The sequence below is a fragment of the Ensifer sp. R-19 genome (assembly GCF_049905105.1).
GTDB lineage: Bacteria > Pseudomonadota > Alphaproteobacteria > Rhizobiales > Rhizobiaceae > Ensifer.
The window spans coordinates 533554-556698 of record NZ_CP184569.1 but is presented as its reverse complement, the minus strand read 5'-3'; the positions used below and the strand labels follow the sequence as shown (position 1 = coordinate 556698).

The window sequence follows — 23145 nt, the reverse complement described above, 5'->3', positions numbered from 1 at the left end:
GCAGTCTTCTGCGGCAGGCTTAAGCACCTGCCGCAAAGGGCTCGCTGCACTTCAGGCGACCCGCGTCAGCGACCGCCTGCGCGCAACTGCGAAAGAGACAGGAGCGTCTCGGCGCTGACGCCACCTCCGCCGCTACCGCTGAGGATCGCCAGCCCCGGTGAGACGTCCGTGTTGTTTTCGACGTCATAAAGTGCCGTGAACCGCTGCAGGAGCTTCTCGAGCTTCGCGGGATCCTGCAGATCCTTGATGTTGACGACGCGCTCGATATAGGCGGCCTGCGCCTCGATCTTGGCGTTCTGCAGCCCCTCCGGCATGCTGTAGGCCGTCTTGATAACCTGGAACAGGGCGGTCTCGGCCAGGATGTCGTAAGCCGTGTTGATCTCCGGGGCCTTGCGCTTGAAATAGAGCGCCAGGCGAACGCCGCCGTTGTCGGCGCCTTCGGACTCCTCGAGCGACTGATTGAGATAGAGGTCGACCGTGGTGATCAATCCGCGCCGGGTCTGGATCTGGCCGGCCTCGCCCCGGACGATCTTGCCGTCTGTGTCGAAGTTGAAGGAGGCGACGATCCCGCGGTACTTCAGCCCGTTCGGATCGGTATTGATGAAGCTCTTGGGATCGTCCAGGTTGGACGTGAACATGTCCTTGAGGTATTCGGTCTTGACCGTTCCCGGATCGATGCCGGACCCGACGAGCACGAAATCGACCAGCCGCCGGTTCGCCAGGAAGGCGTCGAGCGTCTCGATCTTCTCGATCTCGGCCGTGTAGTACTTGGCTTCCTCCTGCGCCTTGACCTTGGCGACCTTCTTCTCTTCATCCGTGCCGAACCGGGACTTGGCGATCACATAGGCCTTGGCCGTATTCATGATGTCGGCTTCGCTCTGTGCGAGCTTTGGTGCGCCGAGCGTGCCGTCCGGATTGAAGTTGAATGCCTTTACCAGCTTGACGTAGCGCTCATCGCGCAGCGTGTTGGCATAGCTTCTGGGATCGTTGAGGTCGCTGGTCAGAATCCGCTTCAGCGTTCGGCTGCTCAGATCCTCATTCTCGAGGCCGAAAGCACGCAGCATGAATTTCTTCATGTCGTTGTTGGCGAGCAATTCATCGACCGATTTCATCGTGCCGATCAGGAGTTTGAAGCGTTTGACCAGCGCTTCGTCCTCGGCATCACTCTTGTCGTTGTAGCGCACCATGTAGCCGTCGGACGTCGTCTTCATCTGGTCCGCATCCTGCGCGGTCTTGCCGGCTGGCAGCGTACCGTCACTCTGGAAGTTGAAGGCGGCCAGCATCTTCTTGTAGGCGGCGTTGTATTCGCCGCCATATTTGTTGACGTAGCTCTCCGGGTCGTTGATGTCGCTGGTGAGGATGTTTTCGACCGTAGACGGCATCGTCGTCGCGGACGGCAAGCCGAAGGCGGTGATGATGTAGTTGAGCAGGCGGCTATCGGCGACCAGGTCCGAGACCTTGGTAATGCTGCCGATCTTCTGCTCGTAGTATTCCTTGTTGAGCAGCGCCCCGGCGCCGGTCAGTCGCGCAGCGCCCGACGGTGTGACGCCGGGCCTCACGAAGACATAGGCCTCGTTGAGCAGCGCCTTCTTTTCGTCGCTGATCGCCTTCTCGCCGGCAGGCACGCTGCCGTCGGCATTGAAATTGAATGTCGAGGCGAGTTGGATATAGATATCGAGACCGCTGATCTGCCTGGCAAGCGTGTTGACCTCCAGGGAGAGCTGCGCCTTCAGCGCCGGCGCCTGGTCGCGCGGCGGCAGCCGTGCATCGAGGTCGGTGACGATTGCGTTCTGCTCATCGATCTTCGTCTGGATGGCAGGCTTGTCGGCATCGGGCGCCGCGGCCAGTTGGGCTGTCAGGCTGACGATCTGGGCGAGAGCGGTGTCGCGCGCGCCGAGATCCGTCAGCTGCTTGCTCGCTTCGGTCAACCGCGTCTTGGCTGCCGTCTGGTTGGCGGTCAAGGTCGCGGGATCGCTGGTCAACGCATTGCGAACTTCCGTGTACGAAAAGGTCTTCGGGTTCAGTCCGAACACGGTGAAGGCAAAGGAGCGCAGCTTTTCGTTGCCCAGGAACTGGTCGACATCGGTGACCAGATCCATGGCCGCGCCAAAATAGGCCATCTCTTGCCGCATGACTGTATCGAGATCGTTGATGCGGTCGTTGTAGAGGCCGATCAGCGCATCCTGCTGTGCGCTGGTTTGAGCCACCGCGGTTGCCGAACTGAAGTTGAAGGCCTGCGCAAAATTGCGGTAGCGTTCATCCGTGAGACGGTTGGCAAAACTGTTATCGTCCTTCAGGTCACTTTCCAGAACCTTGCGCATGAAGGCCTTGGCATAGGTCATGTCCTCCAGGCCATGCGCCTTCATCGCGTAGGAGTAGAGCCGGTAGTCGTCGAGGAACGCGTCGACGGTTTTCACGCGGTCGATGTTTTCCCGGTAATATTGGGCCTCGCGCGCGATCTGCGGCTGCTGGGCAACACGATTGAGGCTGCTGCGCAAATCACGCGTGATGCGACTATAGTCGAGATAGGTCGATACCATGCCTGGCCACGTCGGTTACCCATGGGGCGGCCGAACCAACCCCGAAACAGAATTCTGACGCGTCATGATTGCAGCACTGGCTTGTGTGTGGCTTTTGGCCGGCCGCCGACAGGCCGCTTGTTGCGTCCGATCGGAACAAGACCGTCCGACCCGTTGACGAAACAGAAACCCTGAGCGGTCGGCTTTTGCTAACCATCGAAAAACGCAAAGTTTTCTTAACCGCGATTCTTAAGCCGTTCGGAAAGGGGGGCGCCTATTCTCAGCCCATAGAGGACGAAAAAGTCCCGACGAGAAGACCGGAAACGGCTCTCAAGGAAAAACAAGGGCGATTGAAATGCGCAACACACTCTCTCAACCCGCATGGGTCGAAAACACGCTCCGTCTTGATCCGAAGCGCTTTCCACAGCAGGCAAGCTACGCCTTGCGCGGTCACACGGGTAATGTCACGATCAGCCTGGACGAGCGTGGCGCAGTTCTGCGCAAGGTGCTACCATCGAGCGGCCTGCCGCTTTCGATCGCACTGCCGGCGCGGGCATTCAAAGGGGTCGCGGCTCGCGCGATCGATCACGGCGACGGAGACGTTACAGTGACGCTGGAACTTCATCACGACGACCCGGACCTCTGCGTTCCGCTGCTCGTCGCACACGACCTGTCCGACATCGCGGCCGACTGGCGCGCCTGGGCGGAGGCCTATCGCATTCCCATGCTGATGGTCGAAGCGGATGGCGTCGCAAGGCCCCTCGAAGAGCATCTCGGCGACGTGCGCACCGCGCCGGTCAAGCCGCGGCGCCGCCACTCCTTCTTCGCCGAGCGCCGGCCGCGTTTCCTCGTGCGCCGTTCCACCGGCACGCTTGGCGTTCACATGAAGATCGACGGGCGCGAGATCATCGCCCGCAGCTAATTCCGCAGCAGTACCTCCAGCGCAACAGCCGGCCGTTCCCTGCGGCCGGCTGTTGTCGTTTGATCTCCGCGCTGCCGATTTTGGGGCTGCCGATTTTGGGATGCCGTTGCGGACGGCAAGCCATTTCACAGGTTTTCTGGGATTGCTCGAGATGTTCCCACGGAAACAGCTCCGCCGCCTTCTTCGTGCCATATCGGGTTCATAGCCAAGATCACGAAAGAAGGAGAAACCTGATGCGCAAGCATATCGTCGCCGCCGTTGCTGTCATCCTGTCCAGCTTCCGTGCGCGTCACGAGGCGAAGGAGCGCAAGGCCGCCCGCGAGATCAGCTGGGCCTGAAGCTTCTGCGGCCCGCCACTACAGCGCCGCGCGTCTTTTCAGACGCGCAAAGGTCGCTGTAGCACTTTCAGGGCTGCATGTTTTTACCCTTAAACCGGCTACGTTTTAAGGAAACATGCAGAAGCGGGACGGACCGAATGCATGAAAGAGGATCCTCCGCCGCGACGGAGGATTTTTCATATCAGGCGAACAAGAAACGCCAGCACCAGGCCGACAAAGATGATCAGGCCCACGACCCCATTGAACTTGAACAGCGCCAGGCATTGCGCCGGATCGTGGATGTTCAGCACCAGGATCTGATAGGTCAGCATCGCCGCCGCAATCAGAAGTCCGATATAGGCAATGGCGCCGGCACCGGCAGCCACGAAGGACATAAGCAACAGCAGCGTCGCGATGCCATAAAGGCCGATCAGCCACGGACGCGGATTTTCGCCGAACCGCCTTGCCGTCGAACGCACGCCGATCAGCTCGTCGTCCTCCCGGTCCTGGTAGGCGTAGATCGTGTCATAGCCGATCGTCCAGGCAATCGCCGCACCGTAGAGCAGCACGGCTGCCAGCGACAGTGTGCCGAACGCGGCTGCCCAACCCATCAGCGCGCCCCAGGAGAAGGCGAGGCCCAGGAAGAATTGCGGCCAATCGGTAAACCGCTTGGCGAAGGGATAGATTGCGACGATCGCCAGCGACAGGATGCCGAGCACGATCGAGAAAGTATTGAACTGCAGCAGTACGACAAGGCCGACGAGCGCCTGCAGCACCATGAACACCTTCGCCTGAAGACGCGAAACGCGTCCCGACGGCAGCGGCCGCGAGCGGGTGCGCGCAACCTCCATATCGATGTCGTGGTCGACGATGTCGTTGTAGGTGCACCCGGCGCCGCGCATGGCAATCGCGCCGGCGGTGAACAGGAAGCAATGATACAGGAAGCGGCCGAACGAGAATTCTTCGGTGCCCGCCGCTGCGCCCGTCGCCAGCGCCACGGACCAGAGGCAGGGCAACAGCAGCAATTGCCAGCCGATCGGACGATCCCAACGGGCAAGCTGCGCATAGGGCCAGAGCGCACGCGGCAGCACGCGATAAACCCAGTTGTTGGAGGGCGCGTCGTGGACGCGGCCGGAATCGGCGGAGAACGTGTTCATCCCCCTGTTTGACGCCGCCCGTCCGGCCGGTCAAGCGGCGAGATCGTCGCGGCGCCGGACCAGCGCAATGTCAGGGAAGGGTGAAGTCGAAGCGGTAGGTCGCCGACAGACCGACCAGGACCTGGTTGCGGCTGCCACGCTCTTGAACGAGGCTGGAATCGGCGGCAGGGCCAAGCAGGCGCCGATACTCGGCATAGGCACTCGTCTCAAGCTTCTCCGTTGCCTGCCAGGTGATCGCGGCGCCGACGCCGGCGGATCCGACGCCGCCATGCGGATAATACGTGGCGAGGCCGGATGCGGCAGACTCGCGGTCGTTCACGCCATAATAGGCGCCGTAGTAGTCGCTGGTCGCAGCGGTCAGGCGTGGACCGCCGGAGATGCGGACATTGCTGCTGACATCGGTGAAGGCGTCGGCCGCAACGTCGGCGACGATACCGTGGTGGCTGCGAATGCCCTGGCGAACTTCGGCGCGCACCCGCAGCCAGTCCGTCGGATAAACCTCCGCAAAGCCGCCGACTTCACCGCCGAACTTGATCGGATCGAGGCCCCTCAGGTCGCTGGACGTGCCGGCGTCGCGCTCGAAGATCAGCTTGCCGACGAGACCGGCGCGGAAACTTCCTTGGTCGACCAGCGCATAGGACATGTTGTCGTTGCGCGAGGAGAAGCGGACCGAGCTGCCGGCCTTGCCGAGCGAGATCAGGGGCGCGACCTGGAACATGCGCTTCGAGGCGCCTTCATACTTCGGGCCGAGGAAGCCGGTGGCACCGACCTTCAGATACCAGTCACCGGACCAGAAATACTGGCCGTCACCGGCAGAGGCGGCGTTGGCCGACAGCAAAAGGGTTCCAGAAAGGAGGACGAGAGAACGGATACGCAAGAAACAACTCCGGAAGAATCATTCGCCGGGGCGAAGTTTGACCGTGCCGTTGCGCCGAGGGAGGGAGGTGGGCAGGAACGACACGAGGGCGGTTTATTGCGGCTTGTTCCTACGATTCCGTTAACCAGGTCAATTCAACCTTCCTTTGCCATACCCGGTTGGCGAACCCCGGTCACTGGCCAAGATAGGTCTTGAGATAGACGCTCGGCGGGCTGCCGAGCATGCGGCGAAACATGGTGGTGAAGGCCGCGACATTCTCATAGCCGGCATCAAGGGCCACATTGGTGATTGGCTCGCCATCGGCAAGGAGCGGCAAGGAAGCGAAGATACAGGCCTGTTGGCGCCAGGTGACAAAGCTAACGCCCGTCTCCTTGCGGAAGAACCGCGTGAATGATCGCCGGCTGAGGCGCATGCGATCCGCCCACTGGTCGATGCTCGCTGCCGCCGATGGCGCCTGCAGGAACTGTCGGCACAGCGCCGCGAGCTTCTCGTCGCGCGGAAACGGCAGGCCGAGCGGGCGTTCCTGCAGTCGGCCGATTTCTTCCAGAAGCAGATCCGTGACCAGTTGTTCGCGCCGCTCCGACATCGTCTCGTTCTCGACGCTGACGAGCGCATCGACAAGGCTGCCGGCGAGCGGATTGATTTCCATGACCATCGGCCGTTCGGCGCGCAGCAGTTCCGGCGCGAAGTAGATCGAGTGCATGCGCACGTCACTGATCATCTCGGCCGAGTGCTCCATACCGGCCGGGATCAGCAGGGCATGGCCGGGCGGAACCATCCACCGCCCGCGCTCGGTGCGCATCAGCACGACGCCGCCACGCGCCCACCAGAGCTGCGTGCGCGTATGGCTGTGGAAGGGAACCAGAAGACCGGCGCTATAGTCTCGTCCGAGCGCCAGCACCGGGGCGTTTCCCGTCTCGACCCAATCGAGGTTCCGGAAGTGATCGTCATCGGGAAGCTGCGGCAAGGGATATCGGCGGATCGGCATTTGGCCCACTCACGAAAGAAATCGACCAGATCACAAAAGCAGGCCAATCGCAACCTCAGTACAGATAGCCCTTGCCGCATACAACCTTCGAGACGGCAAGGAATCACCCATGTCTACCGTGACCTCAACTTCCGGGATTTCGCCGGAAAAGACGGCTTTCTCCGTCATCCTGGCCGTCAGCTTCTGCCATATGCTGAACGACATCATGCAGTCGCTGCTGACCGCGCTTTATCCGCTGCTCAAGGCGAACTATTCGCTCGATTTCGTGCAGATCGGCCTCTTGACCTTTACCTTCCAGCTGACGGCGTCGATGCTGCAGCCGGCCGTCGGCATCATCACCGACCGCTGGGCGCTGCCCTATTCGCTGCCGCTCGCCATGCTTTCGACCTGCAGCGGCCTGATCCTGCTGGCAAATGCGCATGACTTCTGGGTCCTGCTGGTGGCAGCGAGCCTGATCGGCATCGGTTCGGCGATCTTCCATCCGGAATCGTCCCGCATCGCCCGCCTCGCCTCCGGCGGTCGCCACGGATTGGCGCAATCGCTGTTCCAGGTGGGCGGCAATGCCGGCAGCGCCATGGGTCCGCTGCTTGCCGCCTTCATCGTCATTCCCTTCGGTCAGGGAAGCCTCAGCTGGTTCTCGATCGTCGCGATCATCGGCTTCTTCGTGCTCTCCTGGGTCAGCACCTGGCATGTGCGCCATCGCCGCACCACGATGAGCCGGCCGGCGCCGAGCCGCGCCCTTCCGCTGCCGAAGGGGCGGGTCATGTGGGCGGTCGCCGTGCTCGTGCTCCTGACCGCCACCAAGAACGTCTACATGGCGAGCATCTCCAGCTACTTCACCTTCTTCGTCATCGAGAAGTTCGGCATCGACGTGCAGCAGGCGCAGCTCATGCTGTTCCTCTTCCTCGGCGCGGCCGCGGCCGGAACCTTCCTCGGCGGGCCGATCGGTGACCGTTACGGCGCCCGCTTCGTCATCTGGTTCTCGATCCTCGGCGTCATCCCCTTCGCCTTGCTGCTGCCCTATGCGAACCTCTTCTGGACCGGCGTCCTGTCGGTCATCATCGGCCTGATCTTCTCCTCGGCCTTCTCGGCGATCGTCGTCTTCGCCCAGGAGCTGGTGCCGGGTCGGGTGGGGCTGATCGCCGGCGTCTTCTTCGGTTTCGCCTTCGGCTTCGGCGGCATGGGCGCGGCCGTGCTCGGCATCTTTGCCGACCGGCAGGGCATCGAGTTCGTCTACACCATCTGCTCCTATTTGCCGCTGCTTGGCATCCTCACGATCCTGCTGCCGAAGATCCCCACGCGATAGGCTCTTCGCGCCGAAATCGCTTCCGTTTTTCACCGGGCGCTGCCATGCGACGCCCGGTTTTCGTCTTGCGCCACAAGCAGCACGCGACACCCCATCCCCGTCGCAGCCCCACGTAATCATTCATCAATTTTTGCGCGCTACGGTCGTCTGACGGGCTTGGGCAGGGGTATAGAATGCAGGGGCGAACGGCGATTCCGGCCTTTCTGGCGACGTTGCTATTTGCAACGGCGGCACCGGCCGAGACCCTGAACCTGCTGATCTGGGAATCTTATATCGACCAGAAGATCCTTGATCGCTGGACGTCGATAACAGGCGTCGCGGTGCACCAGGTCTATTACGATAGCGGCGACACCCGCGACGAGGTGCTGGCCGACCCGAACAGCCGCGTCGACCTGGTGGTAACCGGCGAAAACAGCGCCGCCCTCTTCGGTCGCAAGGGCGTGCTCGAAAAGCTCGACGAGACCAACGTCGCCTCGCTGCGGGACTATGACGAAAGCTGGCGCAAGCGCTGCTCGGGCCGAGGCCTGCCCTATCTTTGGGGCACGATGGGCATCCTCTACCGATCGGACGTCGTTCGGGAGGCGCCGGCCTCCTGGCAGGATCTCATGCGTCCAGCCCCGGCGCTCGCGAAGCATGTCGCCATGTACGACGACCACAACGAGGCCTTCGTCGCGCCGCTGATGCTGCTCGGCCAATCGATCAACACCAACGACAGCGCCACCTTGAAGGCCGCCTTCGACCTGATGAAGGAACAGGCGCCCTCGGTGCTCACCTACGAATATATCATCAGCTCGATCCAGAACCCGACGGTCAGCAAGGACATCTATATGGCGCTGGGCTATAGCGGCGACCAGCACGTGCTGAACGACAAGGCAGGTACGCCCGGCGTCTGGCGCTACGCCGTTCCCAAGGAAGGCACGCTTTCCTGGCTCGATTGCATGTCGGTCGTCGCCAAATCGCCGAACAAGGACCGCGCGCTCGCTCTCCTCGACTATCTCGGTTCGCCGGGCAGTGCTGCCGCGAACGCGCTGGCGCTCAACATGCCGACGGCAAGCCGGGCAGCCTATGCGCTCCTGCCGGAAGAAGTCCGCGCCGACCCCGCCATCTACCCCTCACCCGACATCCTGGCCAAGAGCCAGTATCAACAGGAACTGTCCACAGAGTCGGTGCAATTGCGCCGACGCATCATCAGCACATTGGCGAACTTCCAGTGAATCTCGGCAAACGCGCGCTCATCCTGATCTTCCCCGTCGTTCTCGCTGGCTACCTGCTGGCGGCAGTCTCGGTCCACGTCACGCAGAGCCGCTCCATCCGCGCGCTCGAACACGCCAAACTGTCGCAGCGCCTGGAACATGCGGCCGCCGTGTTCCAGAACGAGATCGGCCGCAGCAAGGGCTTCCTCAATGCGCTCTTGAACGGCAACTCGCTGCGCCAGTATGTGTCCGAAACGGATGAGAACTACCGCGCCAATGCGCTTGGTGTCAGGCTGCAGGAAAGCATCAAATCACTCCTGGACGACCCGACGGGCTACGTGTCGCTGGCGCTGCTGACTTCCGATCTGAAGACGGACTACTATTTCGAAAACAGCTGGGACCCCTTCGCCCAGATCGACGAGGCCCAGCTCAACCTCGCCCGCCGCTTGATCCGCGAAGACACGCTCGCCGACTGGACCTATCTTTACGAAGCGGGACAAAGACCACGCATCGTTTATTCCTTCTTCCTCGATCCGGTCGCCTTCACCCGGCCGCTGCCGAGCAAGAAATCGAGCGCTCTGCTCGTCCAGGTCGCGATCCAGCCGGACCGCTTCCTCGACATGCAGCAGGCACTGAAGAAGGAATACGGCTCCGACATCGTGCTCCAGCCCTGGCCGCTGGCGATTACCGAAGACCTTTCGGCAAGCGTTCATCTCGGGCCCTCGCTCTATGCGACGCTCACGGTTTCGAGCGAACATTTCGATGCGCTGTTGGCCAGGCAGAAGATCCTGCTGGCGCTCGGCGCCGTGGCGATGAGCCTGTTCTCGATCTGGCTGATCATCATGCTGATCCGCCGCTTCATTACCGACCCGATCGCAAGCCTCGACGCCAACGTGATGGCGGTGATGGTGGGCGCGCGCGACGAGATCCGCGACATGGAGGAGAAAGGCGAGATCGGGCGGCTGACGGAAAATATCCGCGAATTGCATCGGCAGTCGGTGCAATCGCTGAAACTCGTGCAACGCAGTTCCTGGACCGACACCCTGACCGGCATCAGCAACCGCGGCCATTTCAACGCGCTTGCCGCCGGCGCCGTGCGCGAGGCAATCGCCGCCGGCGAGAAGTGCAGCCTGCTGTTTATCGACATCGACAACTTCAAGTTCGTCAATGACAAGCACGGCCACGAGATCGGCGACGAGCTCCTGAAGACGCTGGCCGTCCGCATCGGCGAGTGTGTCGATGCCATTACCGAGCGGCGCGGCCAGAAGCCGGCCATTCTTGCCCGCCTCTCCGGCGACGAATTCGCCGTTTTCGTGCGATCGCGACCCGGCGACGGAACGGTCCGGGAAATCTCGGCCGCCATTCTGGGATTGTTCGAGGACGGCTTCGAAGTCTCCGACAAGCGCTACCCGGTGACCGCAAGCATCGGCGCGGCGATCTGCCCGGACGATGCGACCAACCTTGCCGAGCTGATTTCGAATGCCGATGCCGCGATGTATCAGGCGAAGACCAGCGGCAAGAACCGTTCGGCCCGTTTCTCGCGCGCGCTTCACGATAAGCGCACGCGGCTGCGCCAGATCCAGGACGAGCTGCGCGCGCTCGATCCGGACGAACAGTTCCATCTCGTCTACATGCCGATGGTCGACACCGAAGGCCGCGTCACCGGCTGCGAAGCGCTGCTGCGCTGGTACTCGCCGGTCCTCGGCAATGTTACCCCGGATGAATTCGTGCCGATCGCCGAAAGCTCCGGTCTCTTCACCAAGATCGACTGGTGGGTGATCAACAAGGCGATGTCCGATTGCCGGCAGCTCAAGGCGCTGTTCGGCCCGGAAACGGTGCTGGCAATCAACATCTCCTCGGCCGAACTGCACTCCAAGGCGATTGCCGACCATTTCTCTGACTGCCTGGAGCGACATGGGCTGGAGGCGCGTTCGATCGAGATCGAGCTCACCGAAACCTTCGCCGTCAAGTTCAGCGACCAGCTTCGCCGCAACATCGACGCCCTGCGCCAGAATGGCTTCCGCCTTTCGATCGACGATTTCGGCGCCGGCTACACGTCCGTGCAGCAGATCATCGAATACACGGCCGATACTATCAAGCTCGACCGGGCGCTGGTCTCGAACCTCACCGCGTCGCAGTCGCTGCCGGTGCTCAAGGCGCTCATCGCGCTCTGCCACGCCAAGGACGTCGCCGTCGTCGGCGAAGGCATCGACACGCCAGAGAAGCTCTCGATGCTGACTGCAGCCGGCTGCGATCTGTTCCAGGGCTATCTCATCAGCAAGCCGCTGCCGATTGAAGATCTCGGCATCTGGGCGCTGACGCGCACAGCCCGCTACGCGCACGACGAAGGGCTGGATGACGTACAAACTCGGCAGGCCATCGCCTGAACGGTGGCGATTGCGGGAATCGCTGCCTGGACTCCCGTTTTCCCTTGACCTTGCCGCCCTGCCGTCCTAACCGCAGCGCAGCAATTTCGGGATATCGGGGGCTGCAATGAAGGTTCTTCTCATCGGATCGGGTGGGCGCGAGCACGCCCTTGCATGGAAGATTGCGCAGTCTCCCAAACTGACGAAGCTCTACGCGGCACCGGGCAATCCCGGCATCGCCGAAGAAGCTGTCATCGTCGCGCTCGACACGGACGATCATGCGGCCGTCACCGATTTCTGCCGCAAGGAAGCAATCGATTTCGTCGTGGTCGGTCCTGAGGGCCCGTTGGTCGCCGGTCTCGCCGACGTCCTGCGCGCAGCCGGCATCGCCGTCTTCGGCCCGTCTGCCGCCGCCGCCCAGCTCGAAGGCTCCAAGGGCTTCACCAAGGATCTTTGCGCCCGCTACGACATTCCGACCGGCGCCTATGGCCGCTTCACCGATGCCGAAAGCGCCAAGGCCTATGTGCGCGCCCAGGGTGTGCCCATCGTGATCAAGGCAGATGGCCTGGCAGCCGGCAAGGGTGTCACCGTCGCCATGGCGCTCGATGAGGCGCTCGCTGCCGTCGACGATTGTTTTGCCGGCGCTTTTGGTGCTGCCGGCGCCGAAGTGGTGGTCGAGGCCTATCTCGATGGTGAGGAAGCAAGCTTCTTCTGCCTGTGCGACGGCAAGACCGCGCTGGCGCTTGCCTCCGCGCAGGATCACAAGCGCGTCGGCGACGGCGATACCGGGCCGAATACCGGCGGCATGGGCGCCTACTCGCCCGCTCCGGTCATGACGGCCGAGATGATCGAGCGCACGATGAAGGAGATCATCGAGCCGACGATGCGCGGCATGGCGGAAAGCGGCCATCCCTTTTCCGGCGTCTTCTTTGCCGGCCTGATGATCACCGCCAAGGGCCCGGAGCTAATCGAATACAATGTCCGCTTCGGCGACCCGGAATGCCAGGTGCTGATGATGCGGATGAAGAGCGATCTTCTCCCGTTGCTCTATGCCGCGGCGACCGGCACGCTCGCAGGCATGGTGGCCGATTGGCGCGAGGAGACGGCGCTGACCGTCGTGATGGCCTCCAAGGGCTATCCTGGCAGCTACGCCAAGAACACGCCGATCACCGCCCTGCCCGTGGCCTCGGCCACCACCAAGGTGTTCCACGCTGGCACAGCGATGAAGGATGGCGCCCTGGTCGCGACCGGTGGCCGCGTGCTCAACATCACCGCAACGGGCGCAAATGCAGGCACGGCCAAGGACAGAGCCTATGCGGCGGTCTCGGCCGTTTCCTGGGACAACGGCTTCTACCGGCACGATATCGGCTGGCGTGCGGTTGCACGCGAGAAAGCGTGATCCGGAGCGGAACTCATTTCCGGATCATTCTATTTTTACCAATTCTCCTGACGGGAAAGTAAGGGAGTGCGCATATTCTCGCCGCTAACAATTGCGGGAGAAAGCGTATGCGCCTGTTGCTGATCACCACCGTCCTCGGGCTTGCCGCCGGCAACGCAGAGGCGTCGTCGATCGAGGCGCTCGCGTCGGGCACGACCGACAACGCCAGTGTCGCCACCGTCTCCTGCGCCGCGTGCCCGCCGCTGCAGTCGAAGAAGAAGGTGACCTATGTGGTACCCACGATCGCTGCGGGCGACGAAACGGTCGAGCTCAAGAAAATCAACGGCGAGATGAAGATGGTGCGCACCGAAGCCTGGCTCGGTGGCTCCCCGGTCGTCTTTGTCAGCAAGCCTTCGCAGGAGATCATCAAGGCGGCTTCCGCCGACAGTGATGCCTCCCCGACGGTCGTCGTCTCGACGAATGCGGACGACCAGAACCCGGTGGCGGACGACGCGAAGATGATCGCGATCGACCAGACCGCAAAGACCGCCGCGGTCACGCCGATCGGCGCCTCCATGGGCGGCACGGTTGCACCGCCAACCGAAGACGGCTCACAGCAATTTGATCCGTCCACCCTCGAACTTCGGCTAGACTGATCTCCTATCGGGAAAGTTCCCTGCCCGCTCAGCTGTCCCCTGCATGCAAGGCTGACGGGCGTTTCGCTGCACAGCGAGAGATTGCGCCCCTGAGAGAAGCAGGGGCGCAATCTTTTATTGTGGGCCTTCCAATCCTTCGATCCGCGCGACCAGCGCCTCGATCTGCCTGTCCGAATAGACTTCGATGCCATTGCCGGCGAGCAATGCTGCCGTCACACCTTCGCCCGGATGGCGAGCGCCGGAAAAGCTGCCGTCATAGACGAAGCCGGATCCGCAGGACGGGCTGCCATCGATCAGCAGCGCAAAACGACAGCCGGTTTCCTTCGCCAGCGAAAGCGCGTTTTCGGCGGCCCGCACGAAGTCTTCGGTCATATCGCGGCCGTTGATCTCCACCACCCTCGCCTCGCCTTCGAGCACATCCTTGCCGACGGCGCCTGAAGCAATTTCCGCTGGCAGGCGCGGCACCGGCATGCCGGCAGACATTTCCGGACAGATGGTCACGAGACGGCCTTCGGCGCGCCAGCGATCGACCGCCGGATGAATGAGCGGTTTCGACTGACCGTCATAACGGACGGCATGGCCCATGAGACAGGCGCTGACGAGGATCTTTGCGGGCATATGCCTTCCTACTCCGAGGCGGGATGGTCATCAAGCGCGATCCCGACCCTACAGCGCCGCGCTGCATGAATTCGTCCTCAAATCGAGGTCGATTTGAGACATGCAGTGAGCAGCCACGCGCGTCAGATCCAGCGATCGTTTTCCGCCGTGCGTTCGCCGCCCTCATGGCCGGTGTTGAGGGTGCCGCGCGGCTCGATCAGCAGCATCTTCACCTCGCGCTCCGCATAGGGCTTGTGCTCGACGCCCTTCGGCACGACGTACATCTCTCCTGGCCCAAGCGTCACCGACCCGTCGTGGAAATCGATGCGCAGTGTACCTTCAAGCACGATGAACGCCTCGTCGGTATCCTTGTGATCATGCCAGATGAAGTCGCCCTCGATACGCACGATCTTGAACTGATAATCATTGAGTTCGGCAATGACGCGCGGCTGCCACTGATCGCTGAAGAGCGAGAGTTTTTCGGCGAAATTGATCGGCTTGTGGGTCCTCGTCGCGGTATCCATCGGCTGTCTCCATCTGCGTGATGGAGACAGGTTATAGGTCGCCTCACGGCGACCCGCTTGAACGTTTGTGCGGGAGCAACAGCGGATGCTTCCGGAGCCGGCAGCCGACCGCTTCGCCTTAGCCTGCGATCTTGGAGAAGTCCGCGACAGTGCCGGTTGCTGAACGGATCAGGCCAAGCAGCGCCAGGCGGTTCGCACGGATCGCGGCATCGTCATCATTGACCAGCACGTCGTTGAAGAACTGATCGACCGGTTCGCGCAGCCTTGCCAGCGCTTCCATCGCCGAACGGAAGTCTTCCTTGGCGATCGCGTTGCGCGCTTCGCCCGAGCCGGTTTCGACGGCCTGGTGCAGCGCCTTTTCGGCATCGAGACGGAAGAGGCCGGCATCGACAGCGTCGGCGACGGTCGTTCCCTTCTTCTCTTCGGCCGCGAGAATCTGGGTCGCACGCTTGGTGCCGGCCAGGAGGTTGCGGCCTTCCTCGTCGGTGATAAAGGCCGTTAGCGCCTCGACGCGGCGGGCAATCATCAGGAGGTCGTCCGAATCCGACGTCAGAACCGCGTCGATCAGGTCGTGACGGGCGCCGAGATCGCGCAGATAGACCTTGAGGCGGTCATGGAAGAAGGAGAGCAGATCGGCGGAAACATCGCCTGCAAGCGCCGGCTTCTGTGCTCGGAGAGCAACGAGCGCGGCTTCGAAGGCCGGGAGCAACGCCAGGCGCGCCTTTCCTTCCAGGATCAGGCGGATAACGCCGAGTGCCGCGCGGCGAAGCGCATAGGGATCCTTCGAGCCAGTCGGCTTTTCGTCGATCGCCCAGAAGCCGACGAGCGTGTCGAGCTTGTCGGCAAGCGCGACGGTCACCGCCACCGGATCGGTCGGCACGCGATCGGACGGGCCCTGAGGCTTGTAATGATCCTCGAGCGCATCGGCAACCGACTGCTCTTCGCCTTGAAGCAGCGCGTATTTGTGACCCATGATGCCCTGAAGCTCGGGGAATTCACCGACCGCTTCGGTGCGCAGGTCCGCCTTGGCGAGCACCACGGCGCGGTCGACGAGCTTCTGATCCGCGCCGATCACCTTGGCGAGTTCGGTGGCAAGCGCCCGGATGCGGGCGACGCGTTCGCCCTGCGTGCCGAGCTTGGCGTGGAAGGTGACGTTCAGCGCGTCGAGCTTGGCCATGCGCTGGTCGAGCGGCTTCTTGAGATCGAGAGCGAACTTTTCCGCCGACGCTTCCAGCGTTTCGAGATCCGGCAGGTTGCCCTGGTCGCGGTGCCAGAAATGGGCGGCGTCCGAAAGGCGGGCGCGCACGACCTTGCCGTTGCCGTGCACGATCTCTTTACCGCCGTCCTTCGCCTCGATGTTCGAAACGAGGATGAACTTGTTGGAGAGCGTTTCGGCGCCAGGTGCGCGGGTGACGAAGCACTTCTGGTTGGTCTTGATGGTCAGACGGATGATTTCCGAGGGAATTTCGAGATAGGCATCCTCGAAGCTGCCCATCAGCACCTGCGGCCATTCGACGAGGCCGGAGACCTCTTCCAGGAGACCCTCGTCCTCGACGAGCTCCAGGCCATTGGCGAAGGCGACGTTACGCGCGTCGGCAAGGATCATTTCCTTGCGGCGCTCGCCATCGAGGACGACCTTCGCCTTTTCGAGCTTCTCGGCGTAGTCGGCAAAGCGGCGAACCGTAATCGCCTCAGGCGCGTGGAAACGGTGCCCATAGGTGACGTTCGAGGCAACGATGCCGTCGACTTCAAACGGGATCACATGCGTTTCCTCGGTTTCCGAGCCGAAGGTGCAGACGATCGACTGCAGCGGGCGGACCCAGCGAAGCGCACCGGGCTTTGCCGACGCAACGCCGGAGCGCATCGGCTTCGGCCAGGGGAAATTGCGGATGATGCCGGGCATCGCCTCGGCGATGATCTCTTCGGCCGGACGGCCCGGCTTGACGATATGGGCGACGTAGAAATCGCCCTTCTTCGGATCGCTGTGGACATGCGCCTCGCTGATCGAGGAGAGACCGGCGCCACGCAGGAAGCCTTCGATCGCCTTCTCGTTGGCGTCGGTGCGCGGGCCCTTGCGCTCTTCGCGAATATCGGCGGAGCGGGCGTTGAGGCCACGGATATCGAGCGTCAGCCGGCGCGGCGTCCAATATTCGCGCGCACCCTCATAGGTCAGGCCCGCCTCGACCAGGGCATCGGTCAGCAGCTTCTTGAGGTCGCCGGCCGCCTTGCGCTGCAGGCGGGCAGGAATTTCCTCGGAGCGGAGTTCGATAAGAAGATCGGGCATGGGAGCGACTTTTTCTGTTCCTGACGGTTGCGGCGGACTTAGCAATCTCTGGCAAGAATGTCACCAAGCTCGTCGATGAATTTGGCGGGACGCCTGCGTTTGGGGCCGGTTTCACCAGCCGCCGCCGCCACCACCGCCGCCACCGCCGCCGGAGAAGCCGCCGCCGGTCGAAAAGCCTGACGATGACGATTTGGGCGGCGGAGGCAGGGACGAGGTCATCGTGTCCGCCATCGAGCCGGCAAAGCCGCCGATACGGTCGCCGAATGTGCTCGAGCCGAAGCTGTCGCCGTGGTACCAGCTCGGCTGATAGGCGGCTGCGGCCGCCGCTCCGGCAGCCGCGGCAAGCAGCCAGCGATCGAAGGTCGCGGTCCAGGGCTTTTCAACGCCGAGCGCTACCGCATAAGGCAGAAGCGTCTCGAAATGCCGGGGCGACATTTCAGGTGCGCCCTGCATGTTCATCCGGTCCTTTTCGGCGAGCGTCATGTACTGCCTAAGCCCGTCGATACCATCCATCATCCGCGTGCCGAGCGGCGTCGGCGCACCCATCAGGAAGAAGAACAACACGTTGACGAGGACGATGGCGCCGATCACGAACAACAGCGGCAACTCATCGGTTTCGGCTGCCGAGTAGAAGACGGCTGCGAGGATCGCCGAGAAGATCGTGAAGGCCACGAAGCCGATGAAGGCGACCACCACGATCGACATGATCCGGCTCATCAGGCTCTTCTCACGGCGCAGCGACTTGCCGAATGAGACGGCGAGGATCGACACGAAGAAGGCGATGAAGACGGGAACGATTAGCAGCGGCAAGCTGTCTTCGCTGAGATCGCCGAAGAGGAAGACCGCCGCGACCGCCAGGACCGACAGGACGACCCCGGCGACGATGTAGCCGCTGTTCGCCAGGTAGTACTTGCCGCGATGCTCGCGCTCCATGGCATTGCGAAAATCCGCACCGGTCGCCTGCACTCGTGTGCCATGAGCGCGATCGATCGTGAGCGTGCCGCCGGCCGCATTGACCGCCTTCATGACGGCCGCTTCGCCGGTCGGCAGTTTTTCGTTGCTTCCCTTGCCGGTGGCGGCGATGACGATGGCGTTCTTGAGATCTTCGAGAACCACGTGGCCCTTGACCGCGAGGTTGAGTGCTGCCGCCGACAGTGCGGTCCAGCCTTCGCCGGAAAAACCCTTGTTGTCGATGTAGTTGACCAGCGCCGGCGAGATGCCTTCCGGCGGATCCCAGCGCGGCACCATGACGCCGCGGTCCGGGTCACGCCCGACCCGCAACCAGGCCTGGCTGTAGTAGATGAGGACGAGGACGAGCCCGGCACCGGCGATGACAAGCGCGAGGTGGTCACGCAGCCACCAGGCGTTCTCCTGGCTGGAGGACGGCCGGTCGATGCTGCCCTTCGGCATCTTGATGGCGATCGTCAGCCCTTCGCGCGGATCGAGACGGCGGGTGGTGGCGAAAAAGATCTCGCTGCCGTCCCGCGAGGCTCGGGCGTCCTTGCCGGTCGCGCCGTAGCCGCCGGTGAAGAAATCGAGTGCTTCGGCCCTGACGCCTTCCGGTAGGGTCACCGTGGCGCTCGCCTCGTCGATCGGGAAATCCCACTCCGTGCCGGTCACGTTCCAGTAGAGTTCGTCGTGATCGTCGAAGAAACGGATCTGCCGGCCGGTCTCATAAGTGAACTGGAAGGTGTGCTCTCCCGGCTCAAGAAAGACCTCGGCCGATCCGGTGTAGATGCGGATGCCGCCGCTGATCGTCTCGGTGCGGTACGGCTCCTCCTCGCCGTCGCGCTCGACCGAAAGCAGCTTGAAGTCCACCTTGCTGCGCTTGCCCTTCGCATCGGTGAAGGTCAAAGGCAGGTCACGGTAGATGCCCCGGCGGATCTTGTCGCCCTCGACCGTCGCCGTGATCGTCTCGGTGACCGTCATCGTGCCGTCCTTGGCAAGGTCGATGACGGAGCGATAGGCGGAGAAGACTTCCTCCGCCCGCCCGATACCCGCCGTCGCCAGCAAAAGAACCAGAACGGCGAATGCGGCAGCGAGACGGGCCATGCGGATCAAGCTTTCTTCCGGTTGAGGGTCAAGTTCCGGTTGGGGGTCAAGGCGTGGCGATTTGATAAGTTAGAGCGGGATGCGGGCGGAAAACGGCATACACTTTTCCTCATCCCGCTCTCGATCACGGCCGATCGCCGGTGAATTCGACGCCGAGGGATGCGAGCGCGTCCCAATAGGCCGGATAGGTCTTGGCGACGCAGCCAGGGTCCTCGATGGTGATGCCATGGATCTTCAGGCCGGCAAGCGCGAAGCTCATGGCGATGCGGTGATCGGCGAAGGTGTCGATCGAGGCCGGCAAGGTCTGGCCGGCAAGACCCGGGTCGGAAGAGACGATGAGGTCGTCGCCTTCCTCATGCGCAAGGTCCGGCCGGATGGCGGTGAGGCCGAGCGACAGCGCGCGCACGCGGTCGCATTCCTTGACGCGCAGATTGGCGAGACCGACGAAGCGCACCGGCGTGTTGTTGAAGGCGGCGAGCACCGCGATCGTCGGGATCGCGTCCTGCATCTGCGAACCGTCGATGACAGCAGGCAGGTTCGGGAAGCTTGAGATCACCGCATGGGCGCGCGCATCCGGCTGGGAGAAGGCCGTTGCCGGGACGCCTAGGTCGATGGCGCCGCCGGTCAGCACTTCCGCCGCCCAGAGATAGGTTGCAGCCGACGCGTCAGGCTCGATGACATAGTCGGCCGCACGATAACCGGTCGGGGCGACCTGCCAGACGGACGGGCTCACCTGCTCGACCTCGGCCCCGAAGGCGCGCATGGCGGCAACCGTCAGGTCGATGTAACCACGCGCGCCGATCTCGTCGCCGGCAAGCTCGATGCTGACAGGCCCCTTGGCGCCCGGAGCCGCCATCAGCAAGGCAGAGACATACTGGCTGGAAAGGCCGGCATCGATGACGACGCGGCCGGCCGGAAAGCCGCCGGTGCCCTTGACGGTGACCGGCGGGCAGCCGGTCTCGGAGGTGACCTCGACGCCGAGGGCGCCGAGTGCTTCGACCAGCGGCTTGATCGGGCGCTTGCGCATATGCTGGTCGCCGTCGACGACGACTGTGCCATCGACGAGAGCGGCCGCCGCCGTCAGGAAGCGCGTCGCCGTTCCGGCATTGCCGAGGAACAGCGGTGCAGCCGGCGGGAGCAGCTTGCCCGTGCTGGTCACGACGAATGTGGTTTCATCCGGCTCGCTGACCTCGACACCCATCGCCCTGAGCGCATCCGCCATGTAGCGGGTGTCGTCGCTCTTCAGCGCACCCGTCAATCGGCTCGTGCCTTTCGCAAGGCCGGCCAGCAAAAGCGCGCGGTTGGTGATCGACTTCGAGCCCGGCGGGCGCACATGGCCGCGCAGCGGATGGTCGGTCGGCAGGATGGTCAGCTTCTTCATGGTATCGGTGGTCATCGAATGAGGTCTCTTGATGCGAATGAGCCGCGGCGGGAGCCCGCGGCCGGGATGTTCGTGGCGATCGGAACCGCGGATGGAAAGGTCAGAACTTGACCTGCGGCACCGCGCGATCGGCTTCGTTGGTGATCTCGAAATAGCCGGCTTTGACGAAACGGAAGGCGTTGGCGATCAGGTTCGACGGAAAGCTCTCGACCTTGACATTGAGATCGCGGGCAGCGCCGTTGTAATAGCGGCGCGACATCTGGATCTCGCCCTCGATCGTCTCCAGTGAGCGCTGCAGTTCGGCGAAATTCTCGTTGGCCTTCAGATCCGGATAGGCTTCGGCAAGCGCGAACAGCTTGCCGAGCGCCTGGGACAGCGCGCCTTCGGCCTGAGCCCGCCCCTCGACATCGCCTGATGGCACAGCTTGCGCCCGGTTGCGCATGGCGATCACCTCTTCCAGCGTCGACTTCTCGTGCGCCGCGTAGCCCTTCACGGTTTCGATCAGGTTGGGGATGAGATCGGCGCGACGCTTCAGCTGCACATCGATCCCGGACCAGGCCTCCTCGGCGATCTGCCGTGCCTTGACGAGACCGTTATAGACGAAAACCAGATACAGGATCACGACGACGGCGATTGCCAGACCGATCATAGGGTGCCCTCCAAAATTGCCCGGCCGAGATTAGCACCGGCTTTCAAGCTGCAAAGGCCTTTCTACCGCAATTGCGCGGAGAAACGCACTCCTCCCCAACTGTCGCTGCGAACGGAGGCAATGCGCATACCCCTCGTGAACACAGTGTTCGCGTGCGGCGTCCAATCCCTGTTCCTGCGGGAACGGCAGCATTGCTGACCTTCAGCCATATTCCAGTCCAGAGAGAAACTCCTGGAAAACGAAGCTAAGGTCATGAAAACGTTCGCAACCCTCATCAACGCAATCGCCTTCACGGCGCTTTTCGTTGCCTATGCGAACGTGTCCATCGCAGAGGAAAAGCCCGTCGGCGTTCGTCGCGCCTTGCAGACCTACGCTGGTCAGATCTACACCGGCGCCTACCCCACGCTGGATCAGGCCAGCAAGGCCGCCGCCATCGTCAAAGTTGTTTGATCACGCAAGGATACGGCCGGCGATATGCTCGGCGGCCTCATTGGCGCCAAGCGTCGTTACATCGATCTCGACTACCGCGTGACCATTGCCCCGCAGCAATCTGTGTTTGGCCCTAAGGTCCAAAAGGATCGCAGGATCGGTCAGCTTGTTTTGCTTTGACCGCCCGGCCCGTGTCAGCCTCTTGAGATTTTCCTCGACATCGCAATCGATGACCACCGCCACGAAGCGGGCGCCGCGCAGGCGCGCAAGCTCGGCGTAGTCTTCGAAGGCGCGGGTGTCGGAGGCGTCATCCGAGAGCGCATCGGTAAAAACGAAGGATTGTTCTGCCGGCGCCCTCGCCAAATGGTCCAACACACTCTCACGGATCGCCGCGCGCAGAGATCGATAGAGCGGTGTGCCGCGCGCAAACAGCGCCTCGGCCGGATTGATCAGCGTGTGGTTGTCGGCAAGCCGCGCGCCCAGCCTTTCGGCCAGATGGCGCGCGATCGTCAGCTTGCCGGTTCCCGGCCAGCCGTTGATGTGAACGACGAGGCCGGACGGTTGCGTGGTCAAGCCGCGTCCCGGTTGAAGTTCGCGCCACCAGCGTCGGTCAGCAGGAAGGCTTCGCCGCAGGCCTTGGCCAGCGTACGGACGCGCAGGATGTAGCTCTGGCGTTCGGTGACCGAGATGACGCCACGGGCATCGAGCAGGTTGAAGACGTGGCTCGCCTTGATGCACTGGTCATAGGCGGGGAAGACGCATTTGTGCAGCTGATTGTTGCTGTGATCGCCGGGTGCGCCGGCCGCCAGCAACGCCTGGCACTCCGCTTCGGCATCGATGAAGTGCTGATGCAGCATGGCGGTGTTGGCGTATTCGAAATTGTAGCGCGAATATTCCTGTTCGGCCTGCAGGAAAACGTCGCCATAGCTGATCTTCTCGGCGCCTTCGCGGCCGTTGAAGTTCAGGTCGTAGACGTTGTCGACGCCCTGAACGTACATGGCGAGACGCTCGAGACCATAGGTCAGTTCACCGGATACCGGCGAGCATTCGATGCCGCAGACCTGCTGGAAATAGGTGAACTGCGACACTTCCATGCCGTCGCACCAGCACTCCCAGCCGAGGCCCCAGGCGCCGAGCGTCGGGCTTTCCCAGTCGTCCTCGACAAAGCGGATATCGTGCAGCAGCGGATCGAGGCCGATCGCCTCCAACGAGCCGAGATAGAGCTCCTGCAGGTTGGACGGGTTCGGCTTCAAGAGCACCTGGTACTGATAGTAGTGCTGCAGGCGGTTCGGGTTTTCGCCGTAGCGGCCGTCGGTCGGGCGACGCGACGGCTGCACATAGGCGGCACGCCAGGGGCGCGGACCAAGCGCGCGCAGGGTCGTTGCCGGATGGAAGGTACCGGCGCCCACTTCCATGTCGTAGGGCTGCAGGACGGCGCAACCCTTGTCGGCCCAGTAGTTGTGCAAAGTCAGGATCAGGGCCTGAAACGAGCGCTTCGGGTTCATATGATCGGGCAGAGTGGTCATGGATCGCGTCCGGATTTCTTCATA

At 62.7% G+C, this 23145-nt stretch carries 19 protein-coding genes; 7 read left to right on the top strand and 12 right to left on the bottom strand.

The genetic code is table 11. The annotated features are described in order from the left end of the window. Window positions 1-65: 65 nt before the first annotated feature. Window positions 66-2540, bottom strand: coding sequence for a DUF1217 domain-containing protein (locus ACN9MO_RS02580; RefSeq protein ID WP_113131940.1), 2475 nt, complete (start codon window positions 2538-2540; stop codon window positions 66-68). A gap of 334 nt (window positions 2541-2874) precedes the next feature. On the opposite strand from ACN9MO_RS02580, the gene ACN9MO_RS02575 reads away from it, so the two are divergent. Then, window positions 2875-3441 (top strand): DUF6101 family protein, encoded by a 567-nt coding sequence (locus ACN9MO_RS02575; protein WP_057250756.1) that lies wholly within the window; start codon window positions 2875-2877, stop codon window positions 3439-3441. Between the two features lie 514 nt (window positions 3442-3955). Here the strand turns inward: ACN9MO_RS02575 and ubiA are convergent. From ubiA to ACN9MO_RS02560, 3 genes are all read right to left on the bottom strand, one after another. Beyond that, the gene (gene ubiA / locus ACN9MO_RS02570) at window positions 3956-4915 is read right to left on the bottom strand and encodes a 4-hydroxybenzoate octaprenyltransferase (protein WP_093232052.1); all 960 of its coding nucleotides are present in this window, start codon (window positions 4913-4915) and stop codon (window positions 3956-3958) included. Between the two features lie 70 nt (window positions 4916-4985). Further along, window positions 4986-5792: a MipA/OmpV family protein gene (locus ACN9MO_RS02565; RefSeq protein WP_112996380.1), complete on the bottom strand. Its 807-nt coding sequence runs from the start codon at window positions 5790-5792 to the stop codon at window positions 4986-4988. 172 nt (window positions 5793-5964) lie between these two features. Further along, complete coding sequence (locus ACN9MO_RS02560) at window positions 5965-6780, bottom strand: AraC family transcriptional regulator (protein WP_057250763.1); 816 nt, start codon at window positions 6778-6780, stop codon at window positions 5965-5967. Between the two features lie 109 nt (window positions 6781-6889). On the opposite strand from ACN9MO_RS02560, the gene ACN9MO_RS02555 reads away from it, so the two are divergent. The 5 genes from ACN9MO_RS02555 to ACN9MO_RS02535 all read left to right on the top strand — a co-directional run bounded on the left by ACN9MO_RS02555 (window position 6890) and on the right by ACN9MO_RS02535 (window position 13679). Continuing rightward, window positions 6890-8086, top strand: a complete 1197-nt coding sequence (locus ACN9MO_RS02555; RefSeq protein WP_113131941.1) for an MFS transporter — start codon at window positions 6890-6892, stop codon at window positions 8084-8086. A gap of 173 nt (window positions 8087-8259) precedes the next feature. After that, window positions 8260-9300, top strand: a complete 1041-nt coding sequence (locus tag ACN9MO_RS02550) for a polyamine ABC transporter substrate-binding protein (RefSeq protein ID WP_057250767.1) — start codon at window positions 8260-8262, stop codon at window positions 9298-9300. After that, a complete protein-coding gene (locus tag ACN9MO_RS02545) occupies window positions 9297-11666 on the top strand; it encodes a bifunctional diguanylate cyclase/phosphodiesterase (protein ID WP_113131942.1) in 2370 nt (789 codons plus the stop codon). Before ACN9MO_RS02550 ends, ACN9MO_RS02545 begins: the two co-directional genes overlap by 4 nt. Before the next feature lie 106 nt (window positions 11667-11772). Next, on the top strand, window positions 11773-13044 hold the full coding sequence (gene purD / locus ACN9MO_RS02540) for a phosphoribosylamine--glycine ligase (RefSeq protein WP_113131943.1): 1272 nt from the start codon (window positions 11773-11775) through the stop codon (window positions 13042-13044). Window positions 13045-13151: 107 nt separating this feature from the next. Further along, window positions 13152-13679, top strand: coding sequence for a plant virulence effector HPE1-like domain-containing protein (locus ACN9MO_RS02535; protein ID WP_113131944.1), 528 nt, complete (start codon window positions 13152-13154; stop codon window positions 13677-13679). A 114-nt stretch (window positions 13680-13793) separates the two neighbouring features. Here the strand turns inward: ACN9MO_RS02535 and ACN9MO_RS02530 are convergent, their stop codons facing one another. The 6 genes from ACN9MO_RS02530 to ACN9MO_RS02505 all read right to left on the bottom strand — a co-directional run bounded on the left by ACN9MO_RS02530 (window position 13794) and on the right by ACN9MO_RS02505 (window position 21166). Continuing rightward, on the bottom strand, window positions 13794-14297 hold the full coding sequence (locus ACN9MO_RS02530) for a DUF523 domain-containing protein (RefSeq protein ID WP_113131945.1): 504 nt from the start codon (window positions 14295-14297) through the stop codon (window positions 13794-13796). Between the two features lie 122 nt (window positions 14298-14419). Next, window positions 14420-14800 (bottom strand): cupin domain-containing protein, encoded by a 381-nt coding sequence (locus ACN9MO_RS02525; protein ID WP_110878056.1) that lies wholly within the window; start codon window positions 14798-14800, stop codon window positions 14420-14422. Between the two features lie 118 nt (window positions 14801-14918). Further along, window positions 14919-17084 carry a glycine--tRNA ligase subunit beta gene (gene glyS / locus ACN9MO_RS02520; RefSeq protein ID WP_113131946.1) on the bottom strand — a complete coding sequence of 722 codons (2166 nt, stop codon included), beginning with the start codon at window positions 17082-17084 and terminating at the stop codon, window positions 14919-14921. A 111-nt stretch (window positions 17085-17195) separates the two neighbouring features. Then, the gene (locus tag ACN9MO_RS02515) at window positions 17196-19136 is read right to left on the bottom strand and encodes a DUF2207 domain-containing protein (protein ID WP_113131950.1); all 1941 of its coding nucleotides are present in this window, start codon (window positions 19134-19136) and stop codon (window positions 17196-17198) included. A 124-nt stretch (window positions 19137-19260) separates the two neighbouring features. Beyond that, window positions 19261-20532, bottom strand: a complete 1272-nt coding sequence (locus tag ACN9MO_RS02510) for a 3-phosphoshikimate 1-carboxyvinyltransferase (protein WP_112996389.1) — start codon at window positions 20530-20532, stop codon at window positions 19261-19263. 85 nt (window positions 20533-20617) lie between these two features. Then, window positions 20618-21166 carry a LemA family protein gene (locus ACN9MO_RS02505; protein ID WP_058320413.1) on the bottom strand — a complete coding sequence of 183 codons (549 nt, stop codon included), beginning with the start codon at window positions 21164-21166 and terminating at the stop codon, window positions 20618-20620. 252 nt (window positions 21167-21418) lie between these two features. Between ACN9MO_RS02505 and ACN9MO_RS02500 the strand changes: the two genes are divergently transcribed. Further along, on the top strand, window positions 21419-21616 hold the full coding sequence (locus ACN9MO_RS02500; RefSeq protein WP_058320414.1) for a hypothetical protein: 198 nt from the start codon (window positions 21419-21421) through the stop codon (window positions 21614-21616). Here ACN9MO_RS02500 and ACN9MO_RS02495 read toward each other — a convergent pair whose 3' ends face one another. Together ACN9MO_RS02495 and ACN9MO_RS02490 are read right to left on the bottom strand one after the other, a co-directional pair. Next, window positions 21617-22168: an AAA family ATPase gene (locus ACN9MO_RS02495; RefSeq protein WP_113480193.1), complete on the bottom strand. Its 552-nt coding sequence runs from the start codon at window positions 22166-22168 to the stop codon at window positions 21617-21619. After that, the gene (locus ACN9MO_RS02490; RefSeq protein ID WP_058320416.1) at window positions 22165-23121 is read right to left on the bottom strand and encodes a glycine--tRNA ligase subunit alpha; all 957 of its coding nucleotides are present in this window, start codon (window positions 23119-23121) and stop codon (window positions 22165-22167) included. Before ACN9MO_RS02490 ends, ACN9MO_RS02495 begins: the two co-directional genes overlap by 4 nt. Window positions 23122-23145 lie beyond the last annotated feature (24 nt).